A 16,001-nucleotide genomic window follows, 5' to 3' on the forward strand; every position below is an offset into this window, starting at 1 on the left:
GTCCGATCGGCCATTCGACCCGTCACTTCCGCGGGAACTGCACCCGCGCCGCGCGTGTGATGGCGGCCACGCAGGGGTGCGTGATGCGCCGCTCCACCGAGATGCCGAAGAACTCCTCCACGAGTTCGGAGGCGCGGCCCATCACCTCCACGCCGTACTGCGCGCAGGTCTCGTCCTCGAGCACCGTGGGCGACATGAAGACGCCGCGGCCCTCGCCACCGAAGGCCTTGAGCAAGGCGGCATCGTCGAATTCGCCGATCAAGCGCGGACGCAGCGCGTGCTCGGCCAGCCACAGGTCGAGCCGCTGTCGCATGGCGGAGGCCGAGCCCTGGATGAGCATCGGCGCGCCGTCCAGGCACTGCGGGAAGGGCTGCGTCAGCGTGCGATGCAAGGCTGGTGCGGCGAAGAAGCTCATGCCCGTGATGCCCAGCGTGTGGTTGAAGGCTTTCACGCTGGTCTGCTTGCCCATCGGCTCGTTGGCGATCACCAGGTCGAGCCGCTGCACAGACAACTGGCCGAGCAGGTCGCGGAAGTGGCCTTCGTGGCAGACCAGCCGCACCGGTTCCGCCACGGAGAGCGCCGGTTCCAGCAGACGGTAGGCCATGGCCTTGGGTACCGCGTCCGCGATGCCGACGCGAAAGTGCAGGATGCGCCCGCCGCCGCGCTTGTTGCCGACGGCGGCTTCGAGTTCCGCACCCAGCGTGAAGATCTGTTCGGCATAGCTCAGGGCGGTGCGGCCTTCGGGGGTGAGTTCGACGCCGCGCCCGTTCTTCTGAAACAGGTGGCAGCCCATCGATTCCTCCAGCAGCTTGATCTGGGTGGACAGTGTCTGCGGCGTGATGTGCAATTGTTCGCCGGCGCGCACGATGCCGCCCGCCTTGGCCGCGGCCCAGAAGTAGTAGAGGTGCTTGAAATTCATGGTTCCGTCTCGATACTAAGCTTTAAGCGAAGTAATGATGCCGAAAATTCTACTTTTCTCGAAGGCTCGATGCGCCTACAGTGCAACTCGACTCTTTCCCTTTTCATTGTTTTTTCCGCCCGCGTTCGAGTACGGCCTCCGACCGCTTCAGGCTAACCGCCGGTTCACGAAGGACATCACATGAACGAGACTCTCTCCAGCTACGGCGCCCATGGCGCCCTGGCATCCCCGGCGCAGCGCAACCAGGTGCTGCGCAACACCTACTGGCTGCTTGCCCTGTCGATGGTGCCCACGGTGCTGGGCGCCTGGGTCGGCGTGGCCACGGGCATCACCCGCGCCATGTCGCCCGGCATCGGCATGGTCGTCTTCCTCGCCGGGGCGTTCGGCTTCATGTTCGCGATCGAGAAGACGAAGAACTCGGCCGCTGGCGTGCCGGTGCTGCTGGCCTTCACCTTCTTCATGGGCCTCATGCTGTCGCGTCTGGTGGGCTCGGTGCTGGGCCTGGCGAACGGCGCCGGACTGATCATGACGGCCTTCGCCGGCACGGGTGCGGTGTTCCTGGGCATGGCGACGCTGTCGTCGGTGATCAAGCGTGACCTCTCGTCCATGGGCAAGTGGCTCTTCATCGGCGCCATCCTGCTGCTGGTCGCGGGCATCGCGAACTTCTTCATCCAGTCGAGCGCGCTGATGATCACGCTGGCCGTGCTGGCCATCGGCATCTTCTCGGCCTTCATCCTGCACGACCTCAAGCGCGTGAAGGACGGCTACGAGACCAACTACATCAGCGCCACGCTGGGCGTTTACCTGAGCCTCTACAACGTCTTCCAATCGCTGCTGATGCTGCTGGGCATCGGTGGCAGCCGCGAAGAGTAAGCCGCGCTTCCATTCATCGACCCCGCGCCAGAAAGGAACAACACCATGCGCCTGAGTACCAAGGGCCGCCTCGCGGTCGTTGCCATGATCGACGTCGCCCTGCATCGCAAGACGGGGCCGATCTCCCTGGCTGTCCTGAGCCGTCGTCAGCGCATCTCGCTGTCGTACCTCGAGCAGATGTTCGCCGACCTGCGCCGCCATGGCCTGGTCGCCTCGACCCGCGGTCCGGGCGGGGGCTACGGACTGGGCCGCGACGCGGCCTCGATCACCGTCGCCGACATCCTGTTCGCGGTCGATGGCCCGGCCGAGGAAGCCGGTGCGAAGAGCCGCGCCAAGGCGGCGGACGACGCTCAGCGTTGCGCCACGCCCGAGCTGTGGGATTCGCTCAGCCGCAAGGTGGTCGAGTTCCTCGATTCGGTCCACCTGCAGAAGCTGGTCGACGACCAGATCGCGCTGGGCGTGCAGCTGCATTCGCAGGAAGAGCCCGTGACCAAGCGGCCCGAGCCGCTGCGCGCGGCCGTCAAGCCCTCGCGCCCCAACGCGCCCAACTCGGTGTTCGAGCTGGCGCGCTTCGGGATCGCCGGCTAAGTACCTTTCGACGCCGCGCAGCCGTGCCCGAGCAGGGCACTGGCCGCTGCGGCTTCGCGCCGCACCGCTGCGGCAATCGGCCCCTCGGCCGATGGGTCGAAGCCGCCGCTGGCCCCCAGCGCGGTGAGCACGGCGCAGACACGGCCCGCATAGTCGTAGACCGGCGCGGCCACCGCACTGATGCCGCGCAAATAGGTGTCGTGCACCGGCGCGCACTGGGCGGCCACGATATCTCGCCGCAGCACCCCCAACGGATCGTCCGGATCGAGTTGGCGGCGCAGCTCGACGGGTGCGGCCATCAGTTCCTCCTTCGCCATCGCGCGCACGCGCGACTCGTCCAGGAAGCCCAGGAACGCCCGGCCCGTGGCCGACCACAGCATCGACAGCACCGAGCCGACCCGCACATTGACCGTCACCGGCAGGCCGGGCTCCTCGAAGCGCACGATGGTCGGGCCCTTGTTGCCCATCACCGCCACGAAACAGGTCACCTCCAACGATTCACGCAGGCGGATCAGCGCGGGCTCTGCCACGCGGATCGGGTCGGCCTGCCGCATCGCCGCCAGACCGATCTGGATCGCCTCGGCTCCGAGGTGGTAGTGCTGCGAGCCGCTGTCCTGCACCACCAACGCCGCTTCCACCAGGCTCACGAGATAGCGGTGGACCTTGGCCGGGCTTTCGCCCACGTGGGCCGACAGCGCCGTGAGGCTGGCCCGCCCGCCCAGCCGGGCCAGGCCCTTGAGCACCGCCATGCCCACTTCGGCGGACTGCACGCGCTGACGCCGATCTCTGTCGCGTGGCGGCACGGACTCGGGGGGAAGAACGTTGGCTTTCTTGGACGTCGACATCGGATGGAGCGAGGGCATCAGGGTTGGCACGGGGTGGTGAATTACGCACTGCGTATTACGATTACGCAAGAGTTCTTCCCCCCACACCGATACCCCCGATCGAAAGAGACACGATGAAGAAATACCTCGCCTGCGCCTTGTTCGCCCTGCCGATGTGGGCTGCGACGAACGCCGCCGCCCAGCCTGCCGCGTTTCCCGTCAAGCCGATCCGCTGGATCGTGCCGTACGCGGCCGGCGGCGGTTCCGACTTCCTCGCCCGCACCATCGGCCAGACACTGTCGACACAGGTCGGCCAGCCGGTGCTGGTGGACAACAAGCCGGGCGGCAACACGGCGCTGGCCGCAGCCGAAACGGCGCGTTCAGCGGCCGACGGCTACACCGTGCTGTCGGCCGACAACGGCACGATGGTGTTCAACCCCGCGCTGTACAAGTCGCTGAGCTACAGCCCGACGAAGGACCTGGCGCCGGTCACGCTGATGGGCCGCTTCCCGATGATCCTGGTGGTCGGCGCCAACAGCGGCATCGCCACTGCGCAGGACTTCATCGCGCAGGCGCGCGCCAAGCCGGGCAGCATGAACTACGCATCGGCTGGCGCGGGCAGCCCGCACCACCTGGCGATGGAACTGCTCAAGGTCCAGTCGAAGGTCTTCATGGTCCACGTGCCCTACCGCGGCGCCGCGCCGGCGCTGGCCGATGTGGTGGGTGGCCAGGTGCCGGCGATGATGGTGGACATGGCGGCCGGCGCCGGCTTCATCAAGGGCGGCAAGGTCAAGGCGCTGGCCGTGGCCAACGCCACCCGTCTGCCGCAGCTGCCCGACGTGCCGACCTTCGCCGAACTCGGCATCAAGAACGTCGAGGCCGCCGCGCTGGTCGGCATGGTCGTGCCCGCCGCCACTCCGCCCGACGTGATCAACGCGCTGAACAAGTCGGTGGTGGCGGCCATCAACGAGCCGGGCGTGCGCAAGCGGCTGATCGACTTCGGCGTGGAGCCGGTGGGCAACACGCCGGCCCAGTTCGCCGAACTGCTGCGCACCGAGACCACGCGCTGGCACAAGCTGATCACCGATCTCAAGATCACCCTGGATTGACGGAGCGAACGGCATGACGACGGTGACTGACCCTCGCGCGCCGGCGGCCACGGGCTGCCCCGTGGACCACCGCGCGCTGTCCGCGCAGGCAGCGCCCAACGGTTGCCCCGTCAGCCATCGCGCCGCCGCCTTCGACCCCTTCGAGGAAGGCTACCAGCAGGACCCGCCCGACTACGTGCGCTGGGCGCGCGAGCAGGAGCCGACCTTCTACAGCCCGAAGCTCGGCTACTGGGTCGTCACGCGCTACGAGAGCATCAAGGCGATCTTCCGCGACCACCACACCTTCAGCCCGTCGATCGCGCTGGAGAAGATCACGCCGACCGGCGCCGAAGCCAACGCGGTGCTCGCGTCGTACGGCTTCGCGCTCAACCGCACGCTGGTGAATGAAGACGAGCCGGCCCACATGCCGCGCCGCCGTGCGTTGATGGACCCGTTCACGCCCGACGAGTTGAAGCACCACGAGCCGATGGTGCGGGCGCTGGCGCGCGAGTACGTCGATCGCTTCATCGACGACGGCCGGGCCGACCTGGTCGACCAGATGCTGTGGGAGGTGCCGCTCACCGTGGCACTGCATTTCCTCGGCGTGCCCGAGGAAGACATGGACACGCTGCGCGAGTATTCGATCGCGCACACCGTCAACACCTGGGGCCGGCCCAAGCCCGAAGAGCAGGTCGCCGTGGCCCACGCCGTCGGCAACTTCTGGCAGTTCGCCGGCAAGGTGCTCGACAAGATGCGGCAGGACCCCGAAGCCGCCGGCTGGATGCAGTACGGCATCCGCAAGCAGCGCGAGCAGCCCGACGTGGTGACCGACTCGTACCTGCACTCGATGATGATGGCCGGCATCGTCGCGGCGCACGAGACCACCGCGAACGCCACGGCGAATGCGATGAAGCTGCTGCTGCAGCACCCCAGCGTGTGGCGCGAGATCTGCGACGACCCGAGCCTGATTCCGAACGCGGTGGAAGAGTGCCTGCGCCACAACGGCTCGGTCGCGGCCTGGAGGCGCCTGGCGACGAAGGACGTGCAGATCGACGGCATCGACATCCCGGCGGGCTCGAAGCTGCTGATCGTCACCTCGTCGGCCAACCACGACGACCGCCATTTCGCGGACGCCGACCTGTTCGATATCCGCCGCGACAACGCCAGCGACCACCTGACCTTCGGCTACGGCGCGCACCAGTGCATGGGCAAGAACCTGGCGCGCATGGAGATGCAGATCTTCCTGGAGGAGTTCACGCGCCGCCTGCCGCACATGCGGCTGGCCGAGCAGCAGTTCAGCTACGTGCCGAACACCTCCTTCCGCGGGCCGGAGCATCTGTGGGTCGAATGGGACCCGCAGCACAACCCCGAGCGGACGCAGCCTGCATTGCGTCGGCCGGAGGCGCCCATGCCCGTGCGCATCGGCGAGCCGTCGAAGGGCGCGATCACGCGGCCGGTGGTAGTGGAAAGCGTGACGCCGGTGGCCGATGGCATCGTGAAGCTGCGCCTCGTTGCGCCCGATGGCCGCGCGCTGCCGCGGTGGGCGCCGGGCTCGCACATCGACATCGAATGCGGCTCGCCTGACCTGTCGCGCCAATACTCGCTGTGCGGCGACCCCGTCGACGCCAACGCCTTCGAGGTCGCGGTGCTGCGCGAGCCTGATGGCCGCGGCGGCTCGGCGTGGATCCACGCCAACGTGCGTGTCGGCGACCGGCTCAAGATCCGCGGCCCGCGCAACCATTTCCGGCTCGACGAGGCGCGCCGCGAGGTGATCTTCATCGCCGGCGGGATCGGCATCACGCCCGTCAGTGCAATGGCGCGGCGTGCGCAGGCGCTGGGCATGGACTACCAACTGCACTACAGCGGCCGCCGGCGCTCGGCGATGCCCTTCATCGACGAACTGGGCGCGCTGCATGGCGACCGGCTGCACCTGCACATCGGCGAAGAGGGCGGCCGCAACGATCTGGCCGCGCTGCTGGCCACGCCGCAGGCCGGCACGCAGATCTACGCGTGCGGCCCGGTGCGCATGCTGCAGGCGCTGGAAGCGGCCTGCGCGAAGTGGCCCGAGGATGCGTTGCGCGTTGAGCATTTCGAATCCACCCTCGGCGCGCTCGACCCATCGAAGGAACACGCCTTCGAGGTCGAGTTGAAGGACTCCGGCATCGTCATCACGGTGCCGGCCGACCAGACGGTGCTGAGCGCCCTGCGCGCCGCCAACATCGACGTGCAGAGCGATTGCGAGGAGGGCCTGTGCGGCTCCTGCGAGGTGCGGGTGCTGGCCGGCGAGGTCGACCACCGCGACGTGGTGCTCACGCGCGCCGAGCGTGATGCGAACCAGAAGATGATGACCTGCTGCTCGCGCGCCTGCGGTCAGCGGATCGTGCTCGAGCTGTAGGCGGCCTGCAGACCTCAGTCTTCCTTGAGCATCCCGCGCTCTTCGATGAAGGCCACGACCTCGGCCAGGCCGGTGTGGGTCTTCAGGTTGGTCATGACGTACGGGCGCTGCTTGCGCATGCGCTGCGTGTCGGCCTCCATCACATCCAGGTTGGCGCCCACGTAAGGCGCGAGATCGGTCTTGTTGATGACGAAGAGGTCGCTCTTGGTGATGCCAGGCCCGCCCTTGCGCGGGATCTTCTCGCCGGCCGCCACGTCGATGACGTAGATCGTCAGGTCGCTCAGTTCGGGGCTGAAGGTCGCGGCCAGGTTGTCGCCACCGCTTTCCACGAACACGATGTCGGCGTCGGGGTATTCGACCAGCATGCGGTCGATCGCTTCGAGGTTGATCGAGCAGTCTTCGCGGATGGCGGTGTGCGGGCAGCCGCCCGTTTCCACCCCCATGATGCGCTCGGCCGGCAACGCGCCCGAGACGGTCAGCAGGCGCTGGTCTTCCTTGGTGTAGATGTCGTTGGTGATGGCGACCAGGTCGTACTTGTCGCGCATCGCCTTGCACAGCATCTCGAGCAGCGTGGTCTTGCCGGAGCCGACCGGCCCGCCGATGCCCACGCGCAAGGGCGGCAGTTTCTTGGTGCGATTGGCGATGTGGTGCAGGGCGGAGGCCATGGTGCGTCTCGTTTGAAAAAAGTCAGCTTCTGAAAAGGCGGGAGTACTGCGTCTCGTGCCGCGCCGAATGGATGGCGAGCATCGGGGAGAAGGCCTGGCGGTCGTCGTCGTCGAGGGCGATGGCGCGGTCGACGGCGGCGGGGATTTCGGCCGACAGGCGGCCCAGCATGCGCTGGCCGGCGCTCTGGCCGAGCGGCACCGATTTCACGGCGGCGCCGATCATGTTCTCGGCCCAGCCGAAGGCGAAGGCCAGGCAACCGTCGCGCACGCTGGCCTGCGTGCGGCTGGCCGCGAAGGCGAAGGCCACCGGGTAGGTGATGGTGACGGCCAGTCCCTCGAACTGCGCGGCGACGTCGGCATGGTGCAGCTTCAGCCACTCGACGAAGGAGCGGCCCATCTGCTCGGTCTGCAACAGGAATTCGGTCGATTCGCGCGTCTGCAGCACCCAGGCGTTGAGCGCCGCGATGCGCGCGGCGTCGGCGCTGCGCCAGGCGGTGATCGCTTGCGCCACCACCGGCAGATCGCCGCGCGCGAGGCCGAGGTGCAGCTGGTCGACGATCCAGTCGGAGGCCCTCGCTTCGTTGTCGATGCCCCCCCACTCGACGCCGGCCTCGAAGCCTTCGGAGTACGAGAAGCCACCGATCGGCAGGGCCGGCGAGGCCAGCCAGATCAGCTGCAGGAGGGCGGCGGCAGGCATTGCGCCTGCGGTGTCGGTCATCAATGCGAGTGATCGTGTGCGTGGTCGTGCGCACCGGCATAGGCGTCCGGGTGCAGCACCGGCCCGACCGGTGCGGCGCCATGCGAGTGGCTATGGTCGTGTCCATGCCCGCCGCCGTGCGCGCCATAGGCGCCGCCTTCCGGCTCGAAGGCCTCGTCGGCTTCGCGCACGATCAGGTGCATCGACCGCAGCATGGCGGCCAGCACGTGGTCCGGCTCGATCTTCAGGTGGTCGGGCTTGAGCTCGATCGGCACATGCCGGTTGCCCAGGTGGTAGGCGGCCCGCGTCAGGTCGAAGGGCGTGCCGTGCTGCGTGCAATGCGTGATGACCAGCACCGCCTGCGGCGCCGCGATCACCTTGATGAGCGAGCCGTCTTCCGCCACCAGCACATCGCCACCGCGCACGGCCGTGCCGCGCGGCAGGAACACGCCGATGCGGCGGCCCTGCGAATCGACGGTGTCGAAGCGGCTCTTCTGGCGCACGTCCCAGTCGAGTTCCACCGTGGCGGCGCGCTTGAGCAGCACGGCGGCGAGACCGCCGCCCTGGGGCATGAGTTTGTTGGCGTTGAGCATGACGGCTTGCAGTTCTTGGTGACGATAGATAATATAACGATTGTTATAACTTAGCGCATGGAGTCATCATGTCCGCGATCAAGCTCAGTCAGATTGGCAATTCGGTGGGTGTCATCTTGCCGAAGGAGTTGCTCGCAAGCATGAATGTGGGCAAGGGCGACACGGTTTACGCGACCAAGGCTGCCAATGGTGGCATCAACCTGACCCCTTACGATGAAGCGTTCGAGCATCAGATCGAGGCTGCGCGGCGCATCATGAAGAAGCGACGCAACGTACTGCGCGAGCTGGCCAAGTGACAGCTGCCAACCAGCCGTGGGTTTGGCTGAGCGACAAGCTTCTGCTGCTGGTGCATGAAGAGCAACTTGCCGAGCACGGAGGGCCGGGTGGCGTGCGTGACGCAAGCTTGCTCGCCTCGGCGCTGGGACGTCCGCAGCATCGCGCACTGTACGAATCGCCGGACGCGGCTGCGCTCACGGCGAGCTATGCCTTCGGCATCGCGCGCAACCATCCCTTCGTCGATGGCAACAAGCGGACCGCCTTCGTCGCGATGGAGGTCTTTCTCGATTTCAACGGATTCGAGTTGACAGCGGACGACGAAAGCTGCGTCTTGAAAATGCTGGGCCTTGCCGCTGGTGACGTCGACGAACTTGCGTTTGCTCAATGGATTCGCGATCACCTCGCGCCTCGCGACATCTGAGCTTTCAAAACAGGAAATACCGCTGCGTCATCGGCAGTGAGGTCGCCGGCTCGCACACCAGTAGATGCCCGTCCGCGCGCACCGCGTAGGTCTGCGCGTCGATTTCCATCTTCGGCGTGTAGCCGTTGTGCACCATGTGCTGCTTGCGCACGCCGCGGATGTTCTTCACCGCCGACAGCGTCTTGTGCAGGCCGTAGCGTTCGCCAATGCCGGCGTTGAGGCCGGCCTGCGAGACGAAGGTGAGCGAGCTGCGATGCAGCGAGCCGCCGTATGAACCGAACATGGGCCGGTAGTGCACCGGCTGCGGCGTGGGGATCGACGCATTCGGGTCGCCCATGGCCGCCATCGCGATGGTGCCGCCCTTGATGATGGTGAAGGGCTTCACGCCGAAGAAGGCCGGCTTCCACACCACCAGGTCGGCCCACTTGCCGACCTCGATGCTGCCCACTTCGTGCGCGATACCGTGCGCGATGGCCGGGTTGATCGTGTACTTCGACACATAGCGCTTGGCGCGGAAGTTGTCGTTGCGCGCGTTGTCTTCCGGCAGCTTGCCACGCTGGCCCTTCATCTTGTGCGCCGTCTGCCACGTGCGGATGATCACTTCGCCGACGCGGCCCATGGCCTGTGAGTCGGAGCTGAACATGCTGATGGCGCCCAGGTCGTGCAGGATGTCTTCCGCCGCGATGGTCTCCTTGCGAATGCGCGACTCGGCAAAGGCCAGGTCTTCCGCGATGCCGGCGTCCAGGTGATGGCACACCATGAGCATGTCGACGTGCTCGTCCAGCGTGTTCACGGTGTAGGGCATCGTCGGGTTGGTCGACGAGGGCAGAAAGTTGTCCTCGCCCACCACGCGCAGGATGTCCGGTGCATGGCCGCCACCAGCGCCTTCGGTGTGGAAGGCGCAGATGCCGCGGCCCTTGACGGCCGCGATGGTGTTCTCGACGAAGCCCGATTCGTTGAGCGTGTCGGAGTGGATCGCCACCTGCGTGTCGGTGGCGTCTGCCACGTCCAGGCAGTTGCTGATGGCGGCGGGCGTGGTGCCCCAGTCTTCGTGCAGCTTGAGGCCGATCACGCCGGCGTCGATCTGCTCGTGCAGCGCGGCCGGCAGGCTGGCGTTGCCCTTGCCGAGAAAGCCCAGGTTCATCGGGAAGGCGTCGGCCGCCTGCAGCATGCGCTCGATGTGCCAGGGGCCGGGCGTGCAGGTGGTGGCGAAGGTGCCGGTGGCCGGGCCGGTGCCGCCGCCGAGCATCGTGGTCACGCCGGAGGTCAGCGCCTCTTCGATCTGCTGCGGCGCGATGAAGTGGATGTGGCTGTCGATGCCACCGGCCGTGACGATGTTGCCTTCGCAGCTGATCACCTCGGTGCCCGGGCCGATGACGATGTCGACGCCCGGCTGCACGTCGGGGTTGCCGGCCTTGCCGATCGCGACGATGCGTCCGTCCTTCAGGCCGATGTCGGCCTTCACGATGCCCCAGTGGTCGAGGATCAGCGCATTGGTCATCACCGTGTCGACGGCGCCTTCGCTGCGCATCCGCTGCGACTGCGCCATGCCGTCGCGGATCGTCTTGCCGCCGCCGAACTTCACCTCTTCGCCGTAGCCGCCGGCGCGCAACGTGTAGTCGGCCTCGACCTCGATCACGAGGTCGGTGTCGGCCAGCCGCACGCGGTCGCCCACGGTGGGGCCGAAGATTTCCGCGTAGGCGCGGCGTCCAATCGTTGCCATCAGAGTTTTCCTTGCACCAGGCCGCGAAAGCCGTAGACCACGCGGTCGCCGGCGAAGTCGCACAGTTCGACCGTGCGTTGCTGGCCCGGCTCGAAGCGCACCGCCGTGCCCGACGCGATGTTCAGCCGCATGCCGCGTGCGGCTTCGCGGTCGAAGCCCAGCGCACCGTTGGTTTCGGCGAAGTGGTAGTGCGAGCCGACCTGGATCGGACGGTCGGCCGTGTTCTGCACGACCATCGTGAGCGTGCGGCGGCCGGGGTTGAGGGTGTGCTCGCCCTCGTCGGTGAAGAGTTCGCCGGGGATCATGCGATGAGCCTCAGGCCAGTGGCATGAGCAGGGCCGCGCCGAACAGCGCGACGGCCGCACCGGCCACACGCGGCAGCCAAGCGCTGCGCTGGCGCAGCGCCCAGCCGACTGCGATGCCTGCAGCGTGCAGCAGCGCGGTGGCGAGCACCATGCCGCCGATCGCCAAACCGGCCCCGTGATCGCCCGCCAATTCGTAGCCATGCGCCACGCCATGGAACACGGCGAAGGCGCCGACCACCGCTGCGGCGACCGGGCCGGGCAGGCGCAGCCGCGTGACGACCAGCAGGCCGATCACCAGCAGCGATGCGGCGATCATCGGTTCGACCGCCGGCACCTGCACGCCCGCCAGGCCGACGAGCGCGCCGACCAGCAGCATCGCCGCGAAGCCGACGGGTGCCCACAGCACGTCACGGGCGCCGCGCGCGATCAATGCGCTCCACAGGCCGACCGCGACCATCGCAGCCAGGTGGTCCATGCCGGTGAAGGGGTGCAGGAAGCCCTGCACAAAGCCGATGTCGTGGTGCGCCGCGCCATCCGCGCCGACGTGGGCCGAGGCCAGCAGCGGCAAGGCGCCGAGGGTGGCCGCAGCCAGGGAGGGCAGCAGGGCTGCGAAAGAGGAACGCGTCAGGCGCATGAGAATCTCCGCTCGGGGGAAAGAGAAAAAAGGGATCAGACGATCGGCTGGTGCACCGTGACCAGCTTGGTGCCGTCGGGGAAGGTGGCCTCGACCTGGATGTCCGGGATCATCTCGGGCACGCCGTCCATCACGTCGGCGCGCGTGAGCACGCTGCGGCCGTCGCTCATCAACGCGGCCACGCTCTTGCCGTCGCGGGCGCCTTCCATCACGGCGGCGGAAATCAACGCCACGGCTTCGGGGTAGTTGAGCTTCAGCCCACGGGCCTGGCGGCGCTCGGCCAGCAGCGCCGCCGTGAAGATCAACAGCTTGTCTTTTTCGCGAGGTGTGAGTTCCATGGGCGGTCGGGGTGCGGGCGTGATGGCAAGAGAGGGCCCGATTATGGGCAGCCGTCCCGCCGATGCAACACTCGTGCCGTGGCACAGAACCTGCACCGAAACGGTGTGAACGACACCGCGATGCCTCCCCCTTCCGACGACGCGCCGCAACGCATCGTCAAGGTCCGGCGCGACTACAACAGCTGGGTGGCGCGCGAGACGCTGGAAGACTACGCGCTGCGCTACACGCCGCAGCGCTTTCGCACCATGTCGGAATGGCGGGTGGCCAACACAGCCTTCGGCGGCGCCGCGTCCTTTCTGATCCTCGAGGCGGTGGGCGCCACGCTGCTGGTGCAGTACGGCTTCGTCAACGCCTTCTGGGCGGTGCTGGTCACCGGCTTGATCATCTTCCTGGCCGGTCTGCCCATCAGCACCTACGCCGCGCGCTATGGCGTCGACATGGACCTGCTCACCCGCGGCGCCGGCTTCGGCTACATCGGCTCGACGCTCACCTCGCTCATCTACGCGTCCTTCACCTTCATCTTCTTCGCGCTCGAGGCGGCCGTGATGGCCTATGCGCTCGAACTCGCACTGGGTATACCCCCCGCCTGGGGCTACCTGGTCTGTGCGCTCGTGGTGATTCCGCTGGTGACCCATGGCGTCTCGGCCATCAGTCGGCTTCAGATGTGGACCCAGCCCGTGTGGCTGCTCATGCTGGTCGTGCCCTTCATCTATGTGCTGGTGCGCGATCCTGGGGCGTTTTCGGGGCTGACGCACTACGCTGGCGCCGCAGGGCGCGCCATCGGCTTCGATCTGCACTTGTTTGGTGCCGCCTTGACGGTCGGCATCGCCCTCATCACCCAGCTCGGCGAGCAGGCCGACTACCTGCGCTTCATGCCCGTGCAGACACCGGCCAACCGCAGGCGCTGGTGGGGTGGGGTGCTGATGGGCGGCCCGGGCTGGGTCGTGATGGGTGTGCTCAAGATGGTGGGCGGGATGATGCTGGCCTACCTCGCCATCGGCCACATGGTGCCGCCCGAACGCGCGGTCGATCCGAACCAGATGTACCTGGCGGCTTTCGAGTACGTCTTCCCGGACTACGGCTGGGCGGTCGCGGCCACGGCGATCTTCGTCGTGATCTCGCAGCTGAAGATCAACGTGACCAATGCCTACGCCGGCTCGCTGGCCTGGAGCAACTTCTTCTCGCGCGTCACGCACAGCCACCCGGGCCGCGTGGTGTGGGTGGTGTTCAACGCGCTCATCGCCTTCATGCTGATGGAAATGAACGTGTTCGAGGCGCTGGGCGACGTGCTGGGCCTCTACGCCAACATCGCCATCGCCTGGATGATGGCGGTGGTGGCCGACCTGGTCATCAACAAGCCGCTGGGCCTGTCGCCGCCGGGCATCGAGTTCAAGCGCGCGCACTTGTGGGACATCAACCCGGTCGGCGTGGGCGCGATGGCGCTGGCCTCGGTGCTGTCGATCACGGCACACCTCGGGGTCTTCGGGCCGCTGCCGCAGGCCTTCTCTGCGCTCATCGCCATGGGCACCGCGCTGGTGGCCGCGCCGATCATCGCCTGGGCCACGCGCGGCAAGTACTACCTGGCGCGCGGCCCGGTGCAGCGCACGGCAGACGCCGGCGCGAAAGGCATCCACTGGATCCAGTTCGAGCCCGACGCCGGCCCGTACCAGCGCCTGCGCGTGCAGCGCTGCGTGATCTGCGAGCGCGAGTACGAAGGCCCCGACATGGCGCATTGCCCCGCCTACCAGGGCGCGATCTGCTCGCTGTGCTGCACGCTCGACGCGCGCTGCGGCGACCTCTGCAAGCCGCAGGCGAGCCTGTCGGTGCAGTGGTCGGGGGCGCTGCGCTGGCTGCTGCCGCGGCGCGTGTGGCCGTACCTCGACACCGGGCTCGGCCACTTCCTGCTGCTCACGCTGGTCATCGTGCCGCTGCTGGCTACGGTCTTCGGCGTGCTCTACCAGCAGGAGCTCCGCGCGCTCGGCGAAAGCGCGTTGGGTCTGATGCCCGCCGGCGATGCCGCCACTGCGGTGATGAAGGCGCAGCACGCGTCGCTCAAGTCCGGCTTCCTGAAAAGCTACATGGCGTTGCTCCTCATCGCGGGCATTGTGGCCTGGTGGCTGGTGCTGGCGCACCAGAGCCGCAAGGTGGCGCAGGAAGAATCGAACCGGCAGACGCGGCTGCTCATGCGCGAGATCGAGTTGCACAAGGAAACCGACCGTGCGCTGCAGGCCGCCAAGCAGAGCGCAGACATCGCACGCGAGCAGGCCGACCATGCCAACCAGGCCAAGAGCCGCTACATCAGCGCCATCAGCCACGAGCTGCGCACGCCGCTCAATTCCATCCTCGGCTACGCGCAGCTGATGGGCGAAGACGCGACCGTGCCGCCGCACCGCCAGCAGGCGGTTGCCGTGATCAAGCGCGGCGGCGAACACCTGCTGTCGCTCATCGAAGGCACGCTCGACATCGCCCACATCGAGGCCGGCAAGCTCACGCTGCATGCGCGGCCGATGCCCTTCGCTGCGGCGATGCGCGAACTGGCCGACATGTTCGAGCTGCAGGCGGCCGAGAAGGGACTGGCCTTCCATTTTGACGCGGCGGGCAACGTGCCCGAGGTGGTGCGCGCCGACGAGAAGCGGGTTCGGCAGATCCTGATCAACCTGCTGGGCAACGCCATCAAGTTCACCCGTGCAGGCGAAGTCACGCTGCGGCTGCGCTATGCGCGCGAGTTCGCGACGCTCGACATCGACGACACCGGCCCCGGCATGTCGGCCGACGAGATCGACCGCATCTTCGAGCCCTTCGCGCGGGGCGAGGCCGCGGGCGTGAGCGCGCGTGCCGCTGCGCCCGGTGCCGGGCTGGGCCTGACCATCGCCAAGATGCTGACCGACCTGATGGGCGGCGAGATGTCGGTGCGGAGCACGCCTGGTCAAGGCTCGGTGTTTCGCGTGCGACTTTTCCTGCCGCGGGTGCACGAGGCCGCGCTGGCCGGCCGTGCCGCAGCGGCGCCTGCGGTGGCGGCACGCCCGCGCCGCGGCTACCAGGGGCCGCGCCTGCGCGTGCTGGTGGTCGACAACGAGGAGGCCGACCGCGAGCTGTTGGTCGACGTGCTGGCGCCGATCGGCTTCGAGCTGCGCACCGCAGCCAGCGGCCACGATGCGCTGGACCTCATCGCCGCTGGCTTCCGGCCCGACGCAATGTTCGTCGACCTCGCGATGCCGGGCATCGACGGCTGGGAGACCATCCGCCGTGCGCGCGGCTTCGATGCGTCGATGGCGCCGCGCTGCGTCGCCATCGTCTCGGCCAACGCCTTCGACAAGCGGCTGGAGAACGACGTGGGCATCGCGCCGGAGGACTTCTTCGTCAAGCCCGTGCGACACAGCGAACTGCTCGACTGGCTGGAGCGCCAATTGCCGATTCGCTGGACCGACACCGCTGCTGCGCCGACCGCGGCACCCGTTGTGGCGGCTACGCTTGTGCGCCCGTCGCTCACGCATCTGCGCGCGCTGCAGGAAGCCGTCGGACTGGGTTACTTTCGCGGCATCATGAATCAGCTCGATGCCATCGACGCTGCGCAACCCGAATGCGCCGCCTGGACCGCTGCCCAGCGCGCGCTGGCGCGCCAGTTCCGCTTCGAGGCGATGGATTGCTCGGCATGAACGCC

Annotated in this window: 16 protein-coding genes; 7 read left to right on the forward strand and 9 right to left on the reverse strand. The window is 67.6% G+C overall.

Translation table 11 applies throughout. The annotated features are described in order from the left end of the window. Positions 1 to 22: 22 nt before the first annotated feature. The gene (gene nhaR, locus ACSFA0_RS05590; protein WP_435449229.1) at positions 23 to 919 is read right to left on the reverse strand and encodes a transcriptional activator NhaR; all 897 of its coding nucleotides are present in this window, start codon (positions 917 to 919) and stop codon (positions 23 to 25) included. A 180-nt stretch (positions 920 to 1,099) separates the two neighbouring features. On the opposite strand from nhaR, the gene ACSFA0_RS05595 reads away from it, so the two are divergent. Continuing rightward, entirely contained in the window at positions 1,100 to 1,792 is a 693-nt protein-coding gene (locus tag ACSFA0_RS05595) for a Bax inhibitor-1/YccA family protein (protein WP_435449230.1), read from the forward strand. A gap of 45 nt (positions 1,793 to 1,837) precedes the next feature. Next, positions 1,838 to 2,380 (forward strand): Rrf2 family transcriptional regulator, encoded by a 543-nt coding sequence (locus tag ACSFA0_RS05600; protein ID WP_435449231.1) that lies wholly within the window; start codon positions 1,838 to 1,840, stop codon positions 2,378 to 2,380. On the opposite strand, the gene ACSFA0_RS05605 is transcribed toward ACSFA0_RS05600, so the two are convergent. After that, positions 2,377 to 3,225 (reverse strand): IclR family transcriptional regulator, encoded by an 849-nt coding sequence (locus ACSFA0_RS05605; protein WP_435450900.1) that lies wholly within the window; start codon positions 3,223 to 3,225, stop codon positions 2,377 to 2,379. The genes ACSFA0_RS05600 and ACSFA0_RS05605 overlap by 4 nt on opposite strands. A 113-nt stretch (positions 3,226 to 3,338) precedes the next feature. Here ACSFA0_RS05605 and ACSFA0_RS05610 point away from each other — a divergent pair, with 113 nt between their 5' ends. Then, on the forward strand, positions 3,339 to 4,313 hold the full coding sequence (locus ACSFA0_RS05610; protein ID WP_435449232.1) for a Bug family tripartite tricarboxylate transporter substrate binding protein: 975 nt from the start codon (positions 3,339 to 3,341) through the stop codon (positions 4,311 to 4,313). Positions 4,314 to 4,326: 13 nt separating this feature from the next. Then, positions 4,327 to 6,687: a cytochrome P450/oxidoreductase gene (locus tag ACSFA0_RS05615; protein ID WP_435449233.1), complete on the forward strand. Its 2,361-nt coding sequence runs from the start codon at positions 4,327 to 4,329 to the stop codon at positions 6,685 to 6,687. Between the two features lie 14 nt (positions 6,688 to 6,701). On the opposite strand, the gene ureG is transcribed toward ACSFA0_RS05615, so the two are convergent. From ureG to ureE, 3 genes are read right to left on the reverse strand one after another with little or no spacing between them, the layout of a single operon-like run. Further along, positions 6,702 to 7,352, reverse strand: coding sequence for an urease accessory protein UreG (gene ureG / locus ACSFA0_RS05620; protein ID WP_435449234.1), 651 nt, complete (start codon positions 7,350 to 7,352; stop codon positions 6,702 to 6,704). Between the two features lie 22 nt (positions 7,353 to 7,374). After that, on the reverse strand, positions 7,375 to 8,070 hold the full coding sequence (locus tag ACSFA0_RS05625) for an urease accessory protein UreF (RefSeq protein ID WP_435449235.1): 696 nt from the start codon (positions 8,068 to 8,070) through the stop codon (positions 7,375 to 7,377). Beyond that, positions 8,070 to 8,642, reverse strand: coding sequence for an urease accessory protein UreE (ureE, locus tag ACSFA0_RS05630; RefSeq protein ID WP_435449236.1), 573 nt, complete (start codon positions 8,640 to 8,642; stop codon positions 8,070 to 8,072). The genes ACSFA0_RS05625 and ureE overlap by 1 nt, the downstream gene beginning before the upstream one ends. A 68-nt stretch (positions 8,643 to 8,710) precedes the next feature. Between ureE and ACSFA0_RS05635 the strand changes: the two genes are divergently transcribed. After that, positions 8,711 to 8,938: an AbrB/MazE/SpoVT family DNA-binding domain-containing protein gene (locus ACSFA0_RS05635; RefSeq protein ID WP_435449237.1), complete on the forward strand. Its 228-nt coding sequence runs from the start codon at positions 8,711 to 8,713 to the stop codon at positions 8,936 to 8,938. Further along, positions 8,935 to 9,339, forward strand: a complete 405-nt coding sequence (locus tag ACSFA0_RS05640) for a type II toxin-antitoxin system death-on-curing family toxin (RefSeq protein ID WP_435449238.1) — start codon at positions 8,935 to 8,937, stop codon at positions 9,337 to 9,339. The genes ACSFA0_RS05635 and ACSFA0_RS05640 overlap by 4 nt, the downstream gene beginning before the upstream one ends. A gap of 4 nt (positions 9,340 to 9,343) precedes the next feature. Here the strand turns inward: ACSFA0_RS05640 and ureC are convergent, their stop codons facing one another. Genes ureC through ACSFA0_RS05660 form a run of 4 tightly spaced genes read right to left on the reverse strand, consistent with a single transcriptional unit; the run spans position 9,344 to position 12,339 of the window. Beyond that, entirely contained in the window at positions 9,344 to 11,062 is a 1,719-nt protein-coding gene (gene ureC / locus ACSFA0_RS05645; RefSeq protein ID WP_435449239.1) for an urease subunit alpha, read from the reverse strand. Continuing rightward, complete coding sequence (locus ACSFA0_RS05650; protein ID WP_262076435.1) at positions 11,062 to 11,367, reverse strand: urease subunit beta; 306 nt, start codon at positions 11,365 to 11,367, stop codon at positions 11,062 to 11,064. Before ACSFA0_RS05650 ends, ureC begins: the two co-directional genes overlap by 1 nt. A 10-nt stretch (positions 11,368 to 11,377) precedes the next feature. Beyond that, positions 11,378 to 12,001, reverse strand: a complete 624-nt coding sequence (locus ACSFA0_RS05655; RefSeq protein ID WP_435449240.1) for a HupE/UreJ family protein — start codon at positions 11,999 to 12,001, stop codon at positions 11,378 to 11,380. Between the two features lie 35 nt (positions 12,002 to 12,036). Then, the gene (locus ACSFA0_RS05660) at positions 12,037 to 12,339 is read right to left on the reverse strand and encodes an urease subunit gamma (RefSeq protein WP_262076437.1); all 303 of its coding nucleotides are present in this window, start codon (positions 12,337 to 12,339) and stop codon (positions 12,037 to 12,039) included. 120 nt (positions 12,340 to 12,459) lie between these two features. Between ACSFA0_RS05660 and ACSFA0_RS05665 the strand changes: the two genes are divergently transcribed. Then, positions 12,460 to 15,996, forward strand: coding sequence for a hybrid sensor histidine kinase/response regulator (locus ACSFA0_RS05665; RefSeq protein ID WP_435449241.1), 3,537 nt, complete (start codon positions 12,460 to 12,462; stop codon positions 15,994 to 15,996). Positions 15,997 to 16,001 lie beyond the last annotated feature (5 nt).

This window comes from Variovorax restrictus, assembly GCF_051216715.1.
In the GTDB taxonomy this organism is placed as follows: Bacteria; Pseudomonadota; Gammaproteobacteria; order Burkholderiales; family Burkholderiaceae_C; genus Variovorax.